This window comes from Streptomyces sp. NBC_00094, from assembly GCF_026343125.1.
GTDB lineage: Bacteria > Actinomycetota > Actinomycetes > Streptomycetales > Streptomycetaceae > Streptomyces.
Genome location: NZ_JAPEMB010000001.1, coordinates 7,177,201 through 7,193,937 on the forward strand (window position 1 = coordinate 7,177,201; position 16,737 = coordinate 7,193,937).

The following is a 16,737-nucleotide window of genomic DNA, read 5'->3' on the forward strand; positions in this document are numbered from 1 at the left end:
ACAGGACCGACACATGAAGCGCACCCTCTACACCCAGGAGCACGAGGACTTCCGGGCGATGATCCGGGACTTCATCGCCAAGGAGGTGAAGCCCCACTTCGAGCAGTGGGAGCGGGACAACCTCGTCGACCGCGAGATCTTCCGGAAGCTCGGGGCGCTCGGTGTGATGGGCTTCGACATCCCCGAAGAGCTCGGCGGCGCCGGCGAGACCAGCTACAAGTACCAGGTCGTCATCAACGAGGAGTGCGCACGCGCCGCCGTCTCCTTCGGTCATTACGGCGTGTCCACCGGCATCGTCCTGCCATACCTGCTGGACCTCGCGAACGACGAGCAGAAGAAGCGCTGGCTCCCGGGCGTGGCCTCCGGCGACCTCATGTTGTGCATCGCGATGACCGAGCCGGGCACCGGCTCCGACCTCGCGGGGATCCGCACCACGGCCAAGCTCTCCGAGGACGGCACCCACTACGTCCTCAACGGATCCAAGACCTTCATCACCGGCGCCCGCAACTCCGAACTGTGCGTCGTCGCGGCCCGCACCGCCCCCGCCGGCGCCGACGACCGCCGCCACGGCCTCAGCCTGCTGGTCGTCCCGACCGACAGCGAGGGCTTTGCCTACGGCCGCAAGCTGGACAAGATCGGGCTGCGGTCCTCCGACACCTCCGAACTCTCCTTCACCGACGTCCGGGTGCCGGTCGAGAACCTGCTCGGCGAGCAGGACAAGGGCTTCTCGTACCTCGGCCGGAACCTGCCCCGTGAACGGCTCTCCATCGGCGTGGGCGCCGTCGCCACGGCCACGGCCGCGATCGAGTTCGCCCGGGAGTACGTCCTGGAGCGCCAGGTCTTCGGCAAGCCGGTGGCGGCCTTCCAGAACACCAAGTTCGTGCTCGCCGAGTGCGCCGCCGAGGTGGAGGCCCTCCAGGCCCTTGTCGACAAGGGCATCGAACTCGACGACACGGGAGAACTGACCGGCGCCGACGCCGCGAAGATCAAGCTGTTCGGCACCGAGGTCGCGGGGCGGGTCATCGACAAGTGCCTCCAGCTGCACGGTGGTTACGGCTACATGCTGGAGTACCCGATCGCCCGGCTGTACGCGGACACCCGCGTCTCGCGGATCTACGGCGGCACCAGCGAGGTCATGAAGACGATCATCGCCAAGGACCTGGGTCTGTGACGGCGGGCACCGCCGGCCCGCTGGCCGGCATCCGTGTCGTCGAACTCGGCGGCATCGGGCCCGGCCCGTTCGCCGGGATGCTCCTGGCAGACCAGGGCGCCGAGGTCATCCGCATCGACAGGCCCGCCGAGGCCGGCACCGCATCGAAGCACCCGATCCTGCACCGAGGCCGCCGCTCCGTCGTCCTCGACCTGAAGGACCCGTCGGACGTCGAGGCCGTCCTCGCACTCATCGACACCGCCGACGCCCTCATCGAAGGGTTCCGCCCCGGCGTCGCCGAGCGCCTGGGCCTCGGGCCGGACGTCTGCCTGGCCCGCAATCCCCAGCTCGTCTACGGCCGGATGACCGGCTGGGGCCAGGACGGCCCGCTCGCCCAGGCACCCGGCCACGACATCAACTACATCGCCGTCGCGGGTGCGCTCGGGGCGATGGGCGGCGCGGGCGAGAATCCGCCCGTCCCGTTGAACCTCGTCGGCGACATGGGCGGCGGCGGCATGCTGCTCGCCCTCGGTATCACCACCGCACTGGTCAGCGCTGAGCGAACGGGCGAGGGCCAGGTCGTCGACGCCGCCATGACCGACGGCACGGCGGTCCAGCTCGCCCTCGTCCACGGCCTGCTCGCGGTGGGCCGATGGGAGGACGCGCGCGGTGTCAACCTCTTCGATGGTGGTGCCCCCTTCTACCGCACCTACCGCACCTCCGACGGCGGCCACATGGCTGTCGGCAGCGTCGAGCCGCAGTTCTACGCCACGCTCCTGGAGGTGCTCGGCCTGACGGACGACCCGCTGTTCGCCAAGCAGCACGACCGGGACAGCTGGCCCGCCATGCGAGCACGCCTGGACGAAGTCTTCGCAGGCCGGAGCCGCGAGGAGTGGACCGCCGCCTTCGACGGAACGGAGTCCTGCGTCACGCCGGTGTACGGGCTGACCGAAGCAGCCGCCCACCCGCACAACCTGGCGCGCGGCACGTACTACACCGAAGGCGGAGTGCTCCAGCCCGCCCCCGCCCCGCGCTTCCAGGGCACCCCGCCCGGCACACCGCGGCCGGCGCCGGTGGTCGGCGCGCACACCCAGGAGGTCCTGGCGGAGGTCGGCCTCGTGCGGTGACGTGACGAGCATGCGAAGAGGGGGTGCTGCCGATGGCAGCACCCCCTCTCCGTATCGACCGGTGCTTCAGAGGAGTTCGAGGATCGTCGCGTTGGCCATGCCGCCGGCCTCGCACATGGCCTGGAGGCCGTAACGGATGCCGTTGTCCCGCATGTGGTGGACCAGTGTCGTCATCAGGCGGGCTCCGGAGCCGCCCAGCGGGTGGCCGATCGCCATCGCGCCGCCGAGCGGGTTCATCAGCGCGTAGTCCGCGCCGGTCTCCTGCAGCCAGGCCAGCGTGACCGGGGCGAACGCCTCGTTGATCTCGAACGCGCCGATGTCGCCGATCGACAGGCCGGAGCGCTTCAGGGCCTTGGCGGTGGCCGGGGCCGGGCCCAGGGCCATGGTGACCGGGTCGACGCCGGCGAGGACGGCCGTGTGGACGCGGGCGATCGGGGTCCAGCCGTTGCGGCGGGCGATCTCGCTCGTGGTGATGAGCAGCGCGGCGGCGCCGTCGGAGATCTGCGAGGAGTTGGCGGCGCTCACCACGCCGTCCGCCTTGAACGGGGTCTTCAGTCCGCCGAGCTTCTCCAGGGTCGACCCGCGTCGCACCCCCTCGTCGGTGTCGAAGACGCGCACGGTGCCGTCCGCGTCGGTGACGGTGACCGGGGCGATCTGGGCGGCGAAGCGGCCCTCGTCGACGGCCCGGGCGGCCCGCGCGTGCGAGTCCAGGGCGTGCTGGTCGAGCTGCGTGCGGGTGAAACCGTATCGCTCGGCGATCAGTTCGGCGCCGACACCCTGGTCGAAGGTGCCCTGCCCGTCGGGGAAGTAGCGGTCGAGCACGAGCGGTCCGTACGCCCTTCCGGCGCCCGGGACCTCGCGGGCCGAGCCCATCGGCACCCGGCTCATCGACTCCACACCGCCCGCCACGGCGATGTCGTACTGCCCGGCGGCGACGAGCCCCGCGGCGAAGTGCACCGACTGCTGGGAGGAGCCGCAGGCGCGCGAGACGGAGACACCGGGCACGGACTCGGGCCAGCCGGCCGCGAGTGCGGCGAACCTGCCGACGACGCCCGACTGCTCACCGACCTGCGAGACCGTGCCCCAGACCACGTCGTCGACGGTGGCGGGGTCGAGACCGGTGCGCTCGGCGAGCGCGGTCAGGACATGGGCGGAGAGATCGACGGCGTGGATGCCGGAGAGGGACCCTCCCCGCTTCCCGACGGGGGTTCGCACGGCGTCCACGATCACTGCGTCACGCATGGGCTGCTCCTGGAAGAGGGGTGGAAGGCGCGCTCGCGCCCGGGCGCGAGTCGCTTCAAGTTATTTCAGGCTAACCTCCGTGTCCAGGGTTCGGATCGCGCATCGAACCCCTTGACAGTTGAGTAGTCGGACGTAAAAGTGAAAACTGGCTAACCCGAGAGCAAGAGAGAGGCAGCCATGCCGCGCACGGTTTTCAACGAGGAGCACGAGGCGTTCCGACAGATGGTCCGGGACTTCCTCGCCAAGGAAGCGGTTCCGCACCTGCAGGACTGGGTCGAGGCGAAGGCCGTCTCCCGCGACTTCTACCGCAAGCTCGGCGCCCTCGGCCTGCTCGGCATGGAGGTGCCGGAGGAGTACGGCGGCGGCGCCCAGACCGGACACCACTTCGGTGCCGTGCTCGCCGAGGAGGTCGCCCGGGCCGGGGCCACCCTCGGCACCGCGATGACGCACTCCAACATCATCCTGCCGTACCTCCTGCACTTCGGGACCGAGGAGCAGAAGCGGCGCTGGGTCCCCGGCTGCGTCTCCGGCGACCTCATGCTCTCCATCGCGATGACCGAGCCCGGTACCGGCTCCGACCTCGCCGGCATCCAGACGAAGGCCGCCCTCTCCGAGGACGGCACCCACTACGTCCTCAACGGTGCCAAGACCTTCATCACCGGCGGCACCCAGTGCGACCTGGTCCTGGTGGTCTGCCGTACGTCCCCGGCCCCCGCGGACAACCGCCGCAAGGGTCTCTCGATCCTGGTCGTCGACGCCCGGAGCGAAGGGTTCGCGGTCGGCCGCAGCCTGGACAAGATCGGCCTGCACGCCTCCGACACCGCCGAACTCTCCTTCACCGACGTGAAGGTGCCGGCGGAGAACCTGCTGGGCGAGCAGGACGAGGGCTTCTTCTGCCTCGGCCGCAACCTCGCGCGCGAGCGCCTGGTGATCGCCGTCCAGGCCGCGGCCGCCGCCGAGGCGGCGGTGTCCTTCGCCAAGGACTACACCCGGGACCGCCAGGTCTTCGGCAAGTCCGTGGCCTCCTTCCAGAACACCAAGTTCGCGCTCGCCGAGTGCGCCACCGAGGTCGAGGCCGCCAAGCTCATGGCGTACGAGGCCCTGGAGCGCGACGCGCGGGGCGAGCTTTCCGCCGACTACGCGGCCATGGCGAAACTGCTGTGCACCGAGACCGCGAGCCGCGTCATCGACAAGTGCCTCCAGCTGCACGGTGGTTACGGCTACATGCTGGAGTACCCGATCGCCCGCCTGTACGCGGACACCCGCGTCATGCGGATCTACGGCGGCACCAGCGAGGTCATGAAGACCATCATCGCCAAGTCCATCGGCCTCTGAGCAGCCCCCTGAGTCGCCTTCCGATCGGGCCTCCGGTCCGTCCCCGACTCACCTCTGACATCGAAGAGAACGGACCCTCACCATGCAGATCAACGGAGTCTCCGCCGTCATCACCGGTGGCGCCTCGGGCCTCGGCCTCGCCACCGCCATGCGCCTGCTCGACCAGGGTGCGCACGTCGTCCTGCTCGACCTGCCCACCTCCCAGGGCGAGCAGATCGCCAAGGAACTCGGCGAGCGCGCCCACTTCGTCGCCGGTGACGTCCGCAGCGCCGACGACGCCGCCCGCGCCGTCGCCACCGCCGCGGCCCAGGCACCGCTGCGCATCACCGTCAACTGCGCCGGCCTCGGCAAGGGCGGCCGCACCGTCGGCCGCGACGGCACGCCCTACGCCCTGGAGGACTTCGAGTTCGTCGTCGGCGTCAACCTGATCGGCACCTTCAACGTGCTGCGCCTCGCCGCCGCCGAGATGGCGAAGACCGACGAGGTCGACGGAGAGCGCGGCGTCATCATCAACACCGCCTCCGCCGCCGCCTTCGAGGGTCAGATCGGCCAGTGCGCCTACTCCGCCTCCAAGGGCGGCATCGTCGGCATGACCCTGCCGATCGCCCGTGACCTGGCGGCGGCGAAGATCCGCGTGGTCACCATCGCCCCCGGCCTCTTCTCCACCCCGCTGCTCAACAAGAAGCCGCAGGAGTTCCTCGACGCGCTCGGCGCCCAGGTCCCGCACCCCTCCCGCCTCGGCGACCCCGCCGAGTACGCCCACCTGGCGACCTCGATCATCGAGAACCCCATGCTCAACGGCGAGACGATCCGCCTCGACGGCGCCATCCGCATGGCTCCGAAGTAGACCGTCCCCCCACACGTGCCACAGGGAGCAACCGTGTCCACTACCCACCCCGCCCCGAAGGTCGCCGTCGTCACCGGTGCCGCCCGGGGCATCGGCGCGGCGATCGCGGCCCGCCTCGCCCGGGACGGCTTCGCCGTCGCGGTCCTCGACCTCGACGAGGCCGCCTGCGCCAAGACCGTCGAGACCGTCGAGAAGCATGGCGGACGCGCCCTCGCGGTCGGCTGCGACGTCTCGGACTCCGAGCAGGTCGAGGCGGGCGTCGCCCGCGTCGCGGCCGAACTCGGCGCCCCCACCGTCCTGGTGAACAACGCCGGCATCATCCGGGACAACCTCGTCTTCAAGATGACCGACCGGGACTTCGACTCGGTCATCGGCGTCCACCTGCGCGGCGCCTTCCTGATGGCGCGCGCCGTGCAGCGCCACCAGACCGCCGCAGGCTGGGGCCGTACCGTCAACCTGTCCTCGTCCGCCGCCCTCGGCAACCGGGGCCAGTCGAACTACTCGTCCGCCAAGGCCGGCCTGATGGGCCTCACCAAGACCCTGGCGATCGAGCTCGGTCCGTTCGGCGTCACCGTCAACTGCGTCGCCCCCGGCTTCATCGCCACCGAGATGACCGAGGCCACCGCCGAGCGCATGGGCATCACGTTCGAGGAGTTCACCGAGCGCTATGCCAAGGCCATCCCGGTGCGCCGGGGCGGCCGCCCCGAGGACATCGCGCAGGCGGTCTCCTTCTTCGTCCGCGAGGAGGCCGGGTTCGTCAACGGCCAGATCCTCTACGTCGCGGGCGGCCCGAAGGGCTGACGTTCCGCCGCGGGCCCCCGGGCCCTTCAGCGCTTCCGTATCGCCGCATCCTCTGCCAACGACGATGGAGGGACTCCCTCATGGGCCTGCATCTGCCCGACGCCATCCGCCTGCACGCGACGGAGCGCGGCACCTCCACCGCGCTCAGCTGTGAGGGTGCCACGATCGGCTACGCCGCACTGGACTCCCGCAGCAACCGCATCGCCCGCGCGCTGCTCGCCGCGACCGCTACCGGGTCCCGGATCGGCTTCCTCGCCCGCACCCGTAACGAGGCGGGCGAGATCCTGGTCGGCGCGGCCAAGGCCGGACTGGTGACCGTCCCGCTCAACTGGCGCCTGGCCGTTGCCGAGTTGACCGCCGTCGCCCAGGACGCCGAGCTGACGGTCCTGCTGACGGAACCCGAGTTCCGTGCGGCCGCCGATGCCGTGTGCGCGGCCCTTCCCGGAGTGCGGCTGATCGTCATCGGCCCCTCCGAGGAGCCGGACGTGCCCGCGTACGAGTCCTGGCTCGCCGCCCACCCGGACGACGATCCCGGCCGGGGCACCGGCACCGACGCCGACGAGGTGTTCCTGCAGATCTACACCTCCGGCACCACCGGCGTACCCAAGGGCGTCCTCCTTACCCACGGCAACTTCTACGCCGACTCCACCGAGCTGGAGGAGTACCTCTGGGAACCCGGGTCCGTCGCGCTCAACGCCTTGCCGATGTTCCACATCGGAGGGCTCGGCTGGCTGCGCGTGGCGCTCACCGCCGGCGCCACCAGCCTGATGTTCCCGGACTTCGCCCCCGAGGCGGCGGCCGAGACCATCGAGCGGGAGGGCGTCACCCACGCCTTCCTCGTCCCCTCGGTCCTGCACATGCTCACCGAGCTGCCCGGCATCGAGAAGCGCGACTTCTCCCGCCTCACCCTCATCACGTACGGGTCCGCACCCATCACCCCTGCCCTGCTGCGCCGCTCGATGGCCCTCTTCGGCTGCCACTTCATGGGCAAGTACGGGCTGACCGAGGGCGGCGGCACGGTCACCCAGCTGCCGCCGGAGGACCACGAGCCCGACGGGCCCAAGCAGCACCTGCTCACCTCGGTCGGCAGGCCCCGCCGCGGAGTCGACGTCGTCATCGCCGACCCCGAGACGGGCAGGCCGGTCGAGGCGGGGACCGTCGGCGAGATCCGGATCCGCTCCCGCCACAACACGCCCGGCTACTGGAACCGGCCCGAGGAGACCGGGGCGCTGTACGACTCCGAGGGCCTGCTGCGCACCGGGGACGGCGGCTACCTCGACGCGGACGGCTACCTCTTCCTCGCCGACCGCATCAAGGACATGATCGTCAGCGGCGGCGAGAACGTGTACCCCACCGAGGTCGAGTCCGTGCTCGCCGAGCACCCGGCGGTGTCCGAGGTCGCGGTCGTCGGTCTCCCCGACGAGGTGTGGGGCGAGGCCGTCACCGCCTTCGTGGTCCCGCGCCCGGGAGCCGACCGCCCCACCGAACGGGAGCTCGTCGACTTCACCCGGGACCGGATCGCCTCGTACAAGAAGCCCCGCAGGGTCCACTTCGTCGACGCGCTGCCCCGCAACCCCAACGGCAAGGTCCTCAAGCGCGAGCTGCGGGCCGGCATCCACTAGATCCGTCGGGATCCGCCTGGACACACCTGGCTCCAGGCGGACCCACCAGAGAAAGGGACGGCGATGGCCGATCTCGAGTACACGGTCCGCGACGGGATCGCGACCGTCCTCCTCAACCGCCCCGAGCGCAAGAACGCCTTCACCATCGACATGGTGCACGCCTGGGCCGACGCCCTGACGGACGCGCAGGTCGACCCCGAGGTGCGCGTCATCGTCGTCACCGGAGCCGGCGACTCCTTCTGCTCCGGCGTCGACCTCTCCGCCTTCAAGGGGGAGCAGCGGGCGCCACTGGGGGAGAAGGAACTCCTCACGCAGAACGTGCACCGCGTCGCGCTGGCCCTCGAAGACGTCGACAAGCCGGTCATCGCCGCCGTCACCGGCCCCGCCGTCGGCGCCGGAATGGACATGGCGCTCCTGTGCGACCTGCGCTTCGCCGGCCGCAGAGCCCGCTTCTCCGAGGGCTACATCAAGGTCGGCCTGGTCCCCGGCGACGGCGGCTGCTGGCTCCTGCCCCGCGCCGTCGGCACCTCCACCGCGCTGCGGATGCTGTGGACCGGCGACTTCGTCGGCGCCGAAGAGGCGCTGCGCATCGGCCTGGTGGACGAGGTGCACGAGGAAGAGGACCTGATGGACGCGGTGTACGCCTACGCCGCCCGGCTCGCCGAACGGCCGCCGGTCGCGATCCGCACCATCAAGCGCGCGGTCCGTCAGGGCGCACGCCATGACCTGCGGACCGCACTCGACCTGATCTCGTCCCACATGGCCGTCATCACCTCCACCCAGGACTCGCAGGAGGCGTTCGCGGCCTTTCAGGAGAAGCGCCCCGGCGTCTTCACCGGCCGCTGACCCCATCTGCTTCGTACCGCCTCGTACGCCTCGTACGCCCGAAAGGCCACCATGGACCACACCCCGGGAACGGACTCCTGCGCCGCACTGCGCGCGCAGGTCCGCGAGCTGACCGCCGAGTGGCGGGACGCCGGACGCTACACCCCGCGCAGCGACTCCTGGCTGCGCTCCTTCGACCTGGAGTTCAGCAAGGAACTCGCCGCCCGCGGGCTCATCGCCATGACGTACCCGGAGGAGTTCGGCGGCGCCGGGCGCACCAACGTCGAACGGCTCGCCGTGACCGAGGAGCTGCTCCGCGCGGGCGCCCCGGTCGCCGCGCACTGGATCGGCGACCGGCAGATCGGGCCGGCGATCCTGCGCCACGGCACGCGCGCGCTCCAGGAGGAGATCGTGCCGAGGATCGCTTCTGGCGAGGCCGTGTTCTGCCTGGGCATGAGTGAGCCGGAAGCCGGCTCGGACCTGGCCTCGGTGAGGACCACCGCGGAGCGGGTCGAGGGCGGCTGGCTGGTCAACGGCCATAAAATCTGGACGACTCAGGCCCACCACGCCACCCACGCCTATCTGCTGGCCCGTACCTCGCGTGAGGAGCGCAAGCACGACGGGCTCAGCGAGTTCGTCCTCGACATGGACGCCGAGGGCGTGTCGGTCACCCCGATCGTCGACCTCGCGGGCGAGCACCACTTCAACGAGGTGCGCTTCGAGAACGTCCTCGTGCCCGCCCACCGGCTCATCGGTGAGGCCGGCAAGGGCTGGAAGCAGGTCGTCGAGCAGCTCTCCTTCGAGCGCGGCGGCGCCGAGCGCGCCCTGTCCAGCTACCCCGTCTTCGTGGAGCTGATCGCCGCGGCCGCCCGCGACGAGGGCGACCGCGAGCTGCACGCGCTGCTCGGCTCCCTCGTCGCCCGCCTCGCGGTCCTCCGCCGGCTCTGCTTCGAGGTCGCCGGTGCCATGGACGCGGGCCAGGCCCCGGTCCAGCAGGCCGCGGCCCTGAAGTTCCTCGGCAACGCCTTCGAGCACGACGTCATCGAGGCGCTGCGCCGCACCGACCTGTGCCAGGACCCCGCCTTCGACTCCGCCTTCGGCCAGGCGCTGCTCGCCTCCCCGGCCTTCAGCCTGCGCGGCGGCGCGGCCGAGGTCCTGCTCTCCCTCATCGCCCGCCAGGAGGCCCGTTCATGAGCCAGTTCGCCGACGAACTGCGCAGTCTGGTCGACGACCTGGCCGCGTCCGGCAAGCCCGACCTGTGGGACAGCCTGGTCGAGCTCGACCTGCCCCGGGTCGGCATCGCCGAGGAGGAGGGCGGCTCCGGCGGCTCCCTCGACGATCTGCTCGTGGTGGTCGAGTCCCTCGCCGGACACGGCATCGGCGTACCGATCGTCGAGGCATCCACCGCGGACTGGATCCTCAGCCACGCCGGGAACCTCGTCGACGGCCTCACCACGGTCCTGCTGCTCGACGAGAAGCCCGAGAGCACGTCGGGCACCCTCATCGCCGAGCTGACGGCCGTGCCGTGGGCCCGCGACGCCGCACGCCTGGTGCTGTGCGCGCCCGGCACCGCGCCGCTCGTCGTCGACCTCGCCCATGCCTCGGTCACCGTGCGGCCCGTGGACAACATCGCCGGGGAGCCCCGCGACACCGTGCTCCTCGCGGGCACGCCCGTCACCGTCGTAGCGGGTGCGCCGGAGCACGCCGAGGTCCGCGAGCGCCTCGCCCTCCTCTGGTCGGCCGCCGTGCTCGGTGCCGCGCACGGCGCGTACCGACTCACCAGGACGTACGTCTCCGAGCGCGAGCAGTTCGGCGCGCCCCTGCTCAGGATCCCGGCCGTCGCGGGCAACCTCGCCCGGATGCGCGTCCAACTCGTCCAGGCCGACGCCGCCCTCGCCCTGGCCCGAGAGGCCGCCCCGGACACTGGCGCCGCCGAGATCGTGCGGATCACCACGGCCGCCGCCGCCACCGAGATCGCCCAGATCGCGCACCAGCTGCACGGCGCCATGGGCATCACCGAGGAGTACCCGCTGCACCGGCTCACCCGCCGCCTCTGGGCCTGGCGCGACGCCGTCGCCTCCGAGCGGCACTGGGCCGAGAGCCTCGGCCGGCGCGCGGCGGAGGCCGGCGAGGCCGGCGTATGGACCCGGATCACCGCCACCGCTGCCGCCATCGACCGTGAGGGATGACCGACCATGCCTGACATGCCCGAACTCGACTGGGACGACACGACCGACCAGGCCAACGCGACCCGTGGCCTGATCGACAAACTGGAGCCCTGCGTCGTGCGCAACGAAGCGGGCCGGGTCGTCTGGGACAACGACCGCTGGGACTTCCTGAACAAGGACGAGTGCCCCGACACCGTCCACCCGAGCCTGTGGCGACAGAGCCGGCTCAACACCGCCCAGGGCCTCTTCGAGGTCGCGCCCGGGATCTACCAGGTCCGCGGCCTCGACGTCTCCAACATGACGATCATCGAGGGCGAGACCGGCGTGGTCGTCGTCGACCCGCTGACGTCCAAAGAGGTCGCCGCCGAAGGCCTCGGGCTGTACACCCGCAACCGCGGTGAGCGCCCGGTGAAGGCCGTGATCTACACGCACAGCCACGGCGACCACTTCGGCGGCGTCCTCGGCGTCACCACCCACGCGGAGGTCGAGGCGGGCGAATGCGCCGTCATCGCGCCCGACGGGTTCATGGACCACGCCGTCAGCGAGAACGTCTTCGCGGGACCGGCGATGCTGCGCCGCGCCGTCTACATGTACGGCCGCTCGCTGCCGGTCGGCCCCGAGGCGTCGGTCGGATTCGGTCTCGGACAGGCCCTGTCCACCGGCACCGTCGGCCTGATCGCACCGACACTGAGCATCACGGCGACGGGTCAGGAGCTCGTCCTGGACCGAGTCCGGCTGGTCTTCCAGCTGACGCCGGACACCGAGGCCCCCTCGGAGATGAACTTCTACCTGCCGGACCACCGCGTCCTGCTCATCGCCGAGAACGTCAACCACTCGCTGCACAACGTCCTCACACTGCGCGGCGCCCAGGTCCGCGACGCCCACGCCTGGGCGTCGTACATCACCGAATCGATCCAGCTGTTCGACGGGGCCGAGATCCTCGTCGGCTCCCACAACTGGCCGACGTGGGGCCACGACGAGGTGATGCGGATGCTCACCCAGCAGCGTGACGCCTACGCCTATCTCCACGACCAGACCGTCCGGCTGATGAACCAGGGTTTGACGGGGCCCGAGATCGCCGAGGAGATCCGGTCCTTCCCCGGCGAGCTGGGCAAGGCCTGGAGCGTGCGCGGCTACTACGGCTCCCTCAGCCACAACGTCAAGGCGGTCTACCAGCGCTACATGGGCTGGTACGACGGGAACCCGGCGCACCTGTGGCAGCACCCGCCGGTCGAGCAGGCCAGGCGGTACGTCGCCGCCATCGGCGGAGCGGACGCCACCGTCGCCTCCGCCCGTGAGGCGTTCGAGGCCGGCGACCTGCGCTGGGCCGCCGAACTGCTCAACCATGTGCTGTTCTCCGAGCCCGAACACACCGAGGCACGGGAACTGCAGGCGGAGACGTACGAGCGGCTGGGCTTCGGCCAGGAGAACGGCACCTGGCGCAACATCTACCTCACCGGAGCCAAGGAGCTGCGCGAGGCCGGTCAGGAGAGGCGCCGGACCGGAGCCCCCGGCAAGGAGAGCGTCGACATGCTGGCGGCGCTCTCCACCCGGCAGCTGTTCGAGTCGATGGCGGTCCGGCTCGACGGACCGCGGGCGGCCGCCCACCGGCTGCTGTTGCGATGGGAGTTCACCGACACCGACGAGGTATGGACGCTCCTGGTCGGCAACGGAGTGCTCACCCCGATGCGGGGCGACGCACCCGGCGCGGAGGCTCCGCAGCTGATCCTCCGCCTGGAACGGTCCACGCTGGACCGGATCCTGGCCCAGCACACCTCCTTCCCGGAGTCGATCGGCTCCGGCGCCGTCACAGTAGAGGGCGATGTCACCGTGCTCGCGACCTTCCACGGCCTGCTGGAGAAGCCGGCGCGCAACTTCCCGATCGTGCTGCCGTAACCACCGCACCACCGTGCCGGGGTCCGCGCCAAGCGGGCCCCGGCTCCTTCATGCCCCCGAAGGACGAACGAATGAACGTGACGACCACGACCACGACCACGACCACGACCACGACCACGAACACCACCGACGACCGACTGGCCCACCTGGTGGAGACGGCCGTGGAGGCGTGCCGCGAGGTCGAGCGGGTGGCGCGCCGACTCGACGCCGGGCTGCCGCGCCTGCTCGAAGCCCGTCAGAAGGGACTGCCGGTCGCCGTACTGACGGGCAGTGAGATGACCGCGGTCGGATACGAGTTCGGCTCGGCGCTCAAGACCGTCTATCAGAGCCTGGCGGTGCTCCGCAGAGAGCTGTACCGGTCGGCGATCGACGACGACGGGCTGACACTCACCGAGATGGCTCGCCTCTCCGGCAATTCCCGCCAGCGGGTCGCCCGCCAGGTCAAGAGAGCGCGCGAAGAGGCTTCCTGACCCCGGGCACAAAGAAAGCGCCCCCGTCACCGGTGAGTGGTGACGGGGGCTTGTCCGTGTCGTGTGCTGTCGCGACCTGCGAGATCGGGTCAGAAGCCCATGCCGAGGCCGACACCGCCCAGGACGGCCTTGGAGACGTCCGGGGAGATGTAGTGGGTCAGCGGGGATCGCATGGCACCCGGGGTGAGCTTGTCCAGCGACCAGCCGCCGCGGTCCTTGTCGGTGGCCTTGAGGTTGTAGCCGCCGGCCATGCCCGCCCAGAGGAAGCCCTTGTCCTCGAACGGGAGGAAGACGCGGACACCGTGCTGCGTACGGTTGCCGAAGCCGTTGAGGGTCTCGGCGACGGCCGGCTTGTCGGGGTCGTCCATGCGGTAGACGTCGCCGCCGCCCATGGTCTTGAACAGGGCCGGGCCGATGACCTTCTCCAGGGCGGTCGCGGTCGCGTCCGAGGTGCCGTACGAGTACTGGCTGGTGAACGCGGCCGGGGTGGTCAGACCCGTGGCGTCGGCGGTCGACATGTACAGCTTGTCCTGGAAGGTGGTGAAGGTCCAGGAGTACATGTTGGCCGGGTTGCCGAAGCCGGACAGGCCGAACTTCGGGGTCTGGCCGAGCTTGTTGGGCTTGTTGGACCAGGTCTTCGACGCGGGGTCGTAGACCGGCAGGGTCGACTCTCCGTAGAGCAGGGTGACCTTCTGCTTCGCGGTGCCCGGGTCGGAGATCTTGAAGATCGTCGCGGCGCGGTTGGCCTTCCCGACGTCACGCAGCCGGGTGACCTCGGAGGCGGGCTCGCCGTACTCGTTCCACAGCGAGGTGACCGAGGTCATGCCGGCGTAGTTGTAGCTGCCGACGTACAGGTCGCCGCGCCACTCCTTGATGCCGCCCCACACGATGGACTTGCCGACGACCGGGTCCGGGTCGTAGTCGTCCCACGAGAAGATGGGCTTCCAGCCGGCGGCGTCGGTGGTGGTGAGTCCGCCCTCGCGGAGCTCCGGGCTCATCCAGATCTTGGACGGGCCGCCGAAGGACGCGGACTTCTTGGCGGGCAGCACACCCATCCAGCCCGACACGGCGAGGCGGTTGCCGAAGACGGTCAAGTAGCCGGCGTCGTTCGGCAGATCGCCGACCCTCTCGAACTGGAACGGGTCCTCGAGGCTGCCCGTCCACTTCAGAATGGAGCCGCCCAGACCCGAGGCGCCACCGGCCGTGTTGGCCGTGCGGCCCGCGAGGTAGAGGTTGCCGTCGGGGCCCTGGACGCCGCCGCGACCCGAGATCAGGTCGGTGCGAAGCTGCGAGCCGAGGAAGCGGCCGGTCCTGCCCTCGAAGGCGAAGAGGGACATGCCCTGGCGGGGGTCGAGAGCGGTGGGCTGCTTGAGGCCCATGATGAAGACGATGTCGCCGTTGGCGGCGGCGCCGCGCAGACCCGTGGTGTTCTGGAACAGCGGGTCGTCCTTCGGCGAGATGTCCTCGACCTTCTGGGTGTCCGCGTTCACGCGCAGCACCTGCGGCATGCGCGAGTCGCCGATGCGCGGGCCGAACGTCGTGGCCCCCGAACTCTGGCCGTACTCACAGGAGTTGACGCCCGGAACCTCGTGCGCGGCGGGCACGTCGGTGGTGAAGGTGGAGATACCACCGCAGAGCACGTTGGACAGTGTGCCGAAGTAGCCGTAGTCGCCGGAGCGTGCGGCGGCCCAGATGTAGCCGCCGTCGATCTTCTGCTGGTAGCCGGTCGGGCAGGTGCCGTCCGGGTTCGGGGCGGTATGCAACCCGATGCCGGCGTAGCACTCGTTGACCTGGGCTTGGGCCGTCTCCGTGACGTTCAGGATCGGTCCCGGCACCGGGGAGGCCGCGGAGGCCGGGGCGGCGGTGACCACGGAGCCGAGGACGGCCGTCATCGCGGTGACAACGGCCAGTCCGATGCGGTGTCCGCCGCGAGCCTCGGTACTTCTGCCAACAGTCATGGGAATAGCGCTCCTTCTCCGGTGTTCCGCACGTTCGCGGATCCATGGGAGAAGCGTGTGAGCGCAACCGGGAGGTGCGGCAAGCGGGGAGGGAGACCAATCGGGCTGTGCCGCCCGCCGCCCTCGAAGGGGTTGCGTTGTGCCGCGTCACAGGAGTTCGGCCGGGGGCACGGGGGGCGTGCCGGGAGGGCTTGTCCGGCTGGGGCGGCCCGGTCATGGTGAACCGCCGTACCGACAAAGGAGTCGTCCGTGAACAGATGGTGGAACCCCTTGATCCGGCGGGGGAGAGCCCGCACCTTCGTCGCCGCACTGGTGGCCGCGTTCGTCGCCGCACTGATCGGCCCGGTCCCGGCCGCCTCGGCCGCCGCCGAGCCGCCGCTGAACACTCCCGTCGCCACACTCGACGCGGCCCTGCGCTGCCCCGGCTCCTTCACCCATCCCGACCGTGAGCCGGTGCTGCTGGTCCACGGCACCACGTCCACGTACGAGGAGAGCTGGGGCTGGAACTATGCCCCGGCCCTGCGCGACGCGGGCTACGACGTCTGCGGCGTCGAGCTGCCCAACAGGTCGATGGGTGACATCCAGGAGGCGGCCGAGTACGTCGTCCACGCCATCGACACGATCTACGCCGCCACCGGCCGCAAGGCCGACGTCATCGGCCACAGCCAGGGCAACATGGAGATGCGCTGGGCCGTGAAGTGGTGGCCGCACCTGCGGAGCCGGGTCGACGACCTGGTCCTCCTGGCCAACCCCGGCCATGGGATCACCGGCGGCAACCTCTTCTGCATCGGCTGGTGCGCACCGGCGCTGCACCAGTTCACCATCGGGTCCGACTTCGTCGCCGCCCTCAACCGGGACGACGAGACCCCCGGCGACATCGCGTACACCAACATCTACAGCCTCACCGACGAGGCGATCACGCCGTTCACGACCGCGCCCCTGGACGGTGCCAAGAACATCCTGGTCCAGGACGTCTGTGCCGGCCGGGTCGTCGCCCACTTCAGCATGTTGTACGACGCCGTCACCTACAAGCTGGTCGTGGACGCCCTGTCGCACTCCGGGCCGGCGAGCCCCAGCCGGCTGCCGTTCGGCAAGTGTCTGGACGTCAACCTCCCCGGAGTCTGGCCGCACGAGGCCGTGGAGGGCACGGCGGTCACCGGTGCGAACTTCACCGCGGAGATCCTCAACGCCACGAAGGTCCCGTCGGAGCCTCCGCTGCGGGCCTACGCCCAGTAGCGCCGCGGCACAAGCACGTGGGGCCGGGCAGAGCGTGCGCTCTGCCCGGCCCCACTGGTA

General features: G+C 70.6%; 14 protein-coding genes. 12 read left to right on the top strand and 2 right to left on the bottom strand.

All coding sequences use genetic code 11. The annotated features are described in order from the left end of the window. Positions 1 to 13: 13 nt before the first annotated feature. Positions 14 to 1,171 carry an acyl-CoA dehydrogenase family protein gene (locus OG580_RS31885; protein ID WP_267047106.1) on the top strand — a complete coding sequence of 386 codons (1,158 nt, stop codon included), beginning with the start codon at positions 14 to 16 and terminating at the stop codon, positions 1,169 to 1,171. Beyond that, positions 1,168 to 2,277 (top strand): CaiB/BaiF CoA-transferase family protein, encoded by a 1,110-nt coding sequence (locus OG580_RS31890; protein WP_267047107.1) that lies wholly within the window; start codon positions 1,168 to 1,170, stop codon positions 2,275 to 2,277. Before OG580_RS31885 ends, OG580_RS31890 begins: the two co-directional genes overlap by 4 nt. 66 nt (positions 2,278 to 2,343) lie before the next feature. Here OG580_RS31890 and OG580_RS31895 read toward each other — a convergent pair whose 3' ends face one another. After that, complete coding sequence (locus OG580_RS31895; RefSeq protein WP_267047108.1) at positions 2,344 to 3,519, bottom strand: thiolase family protein; 1,176 nt, start codon at positions 3,517 to 3,519, stop codon at positions 2,344 to 2,346. 177 nt (positions 3,520 to 3,696) lie between these two features. On the opposite strand from OG580_RS31895, the gene OG580_RS31900 reads away from it, so the two are divergent. From OG580_RS31900 to OG580_RS31940, 9 genes are all read left to right on the top strand, one after another. Next, positions 3,697 to 4,854 carry an acyl-CoA dehydrogenase family protein gene (locus OG580_RS31900; protein WP_267047109.1) on the top strand — a complete coding sequence of 386 codons (1,158 nt, stop codon included), beginning with the start codon at positions 3,697 to 3,699 and terminating at the stop codon, positions 4,852 to 4,854. An 82-nt stretch (positions 4,855 to 4,936) separates the two neighbouring features. Further along, positions 4,937 to 5,701: an SDR family NAD(P)-dependent oxidoreductase gene (locus tag OG580_RS31905; protein ID WP_267047110.1), complete on the top strand. Its 765-nt coding sequence runs from the start codon at positions 4,937 to 4,939 to the stop codon at positions 5,699 to 5,701. Between the two features lie 33 nt (positions 5,702 to 5,734). Next, positions 5,735 to 6,502, top strand: coding sequence for an SDR family oxidoreductase (locus OG580_RS31910; RefSeq protein ID WP_267047111.1), 768 nt, complete (start codon positions 5,735 to 5,737; stop codon positions 6,500 to 6,502). A gap of 80 nt (positions 6,503 to 6,582) precedes the next feature. Beyond that, the gene (locus OG580_RS31915; RefSeq protein ID WP_267047112.1) at positions 6,583 to 8,124 is read left to right on the top strand and encodes a long-chain-fatty-acid--CoA ligase; all 1,542 of its coding nucleotides are present in this window, start codon (positions 6,583 to 6,585) and stop codon (positions 8,122 to 8,124) included. A 63-nt stretch (positions 8,125 to 8,187) separates the two neighbouring features. Beyond that, the gene (locus OG580_RS31920; RefSeq protein ID WP_267047113.1) at positions 8,188 to 8,970 is read left to right on the top strand and encodes an enoyl-CoA hydratase/isomerase family protein; all 783 of its coding nucleotides are present in this window, start codon (positions 8,188 to 8,190) and stop codon (positions 8,968 to 8,970) included. A gap of 51 nt (positions 8,971 to 9,021) precedes the next feature. Next, complete coding sequence (locus OG580_RS31925; RefSeq protein ID WP_267047114.1) at positions 9,022 to 10,143, top strand: acyl-CoA dehydrogenase family protein; 1,122 nt, start codon at positions 9,022 to 9,024, stop codon at positions 10,141 to 10,143. Further along, positions 10,140 to 11,138 (top strand): acyl-CoA dehydrogenase family protein, encoded by a 999-nt coding sequence (locus OG580_RS31930; RefSeq protein ID WP_267047115.1) that lies wholly within the window; start codon positions 10,140 to 10,142, stop codon positions 11,136 to 11,138. The genes OG580_RS31925 and OG580_RS31930 overlap by 4 nt, the downstream gene beginning before the upstream one ends. Before the next feature lie 6 nt (positions 11,139 to 11,144). Further along, positions 11,145 to 13,013: an alkyl sulfatase dimerization domain-containing protein gene (locus tag OG580_RS31935; RefSeq protein ID WP_323182639.1), complete on the top strand. Its 1,869-nt coding sequence runs from the start codon at positions 11,145 to 11,147 to the stop codon at positions 13,011 to 13,013. 71 nt (positions 13,014 to 13,084) lie between these two features. Beyond that, positions 13,085 to 13,483 (top strand): hypothetical protein, encoded by a 399-nt coding sequence (locus tag OG580_RS31940; protein WP_267047116.1) that lies wholly within the window; start codon positions 13,085 to 13,087, stop codon positions 13,481 to 13,483. An 89-nt stretch (positions 13,484 to 13,572) separates the two neighbouring features. Here the strand turns inward: OG580_RS31940 and OG580_RS31945 are convergent, their stop codons facing one another. After that, a complete protein-coding gene (locus OG580_RS31945; protein WP_267047117.1) occupies positions 13,573 to 15,441 on the bottom strand; it encodes a hypothetical protein in 1,869 nt (622 codons plus the stop codon). Between the two features lie 249 nt (positions 15,442 to 15,690). On the opposite strand from OG580_RS31945, the gene OG580_RS31950 reads away from it, so the two are divergent. Beyond that, complete coding sequence (locus OG580_RS31950) at positions 15,691 to 16,677, top strand: triacylglycerol lipase (protein WP_267047118.1); 987 nt, start codon at positions 15,691 to 15,693, stop codon at positions 16,675 to 16,677. Positions 16,678 to 16,737: the final 60 nt, after the last annotated feature.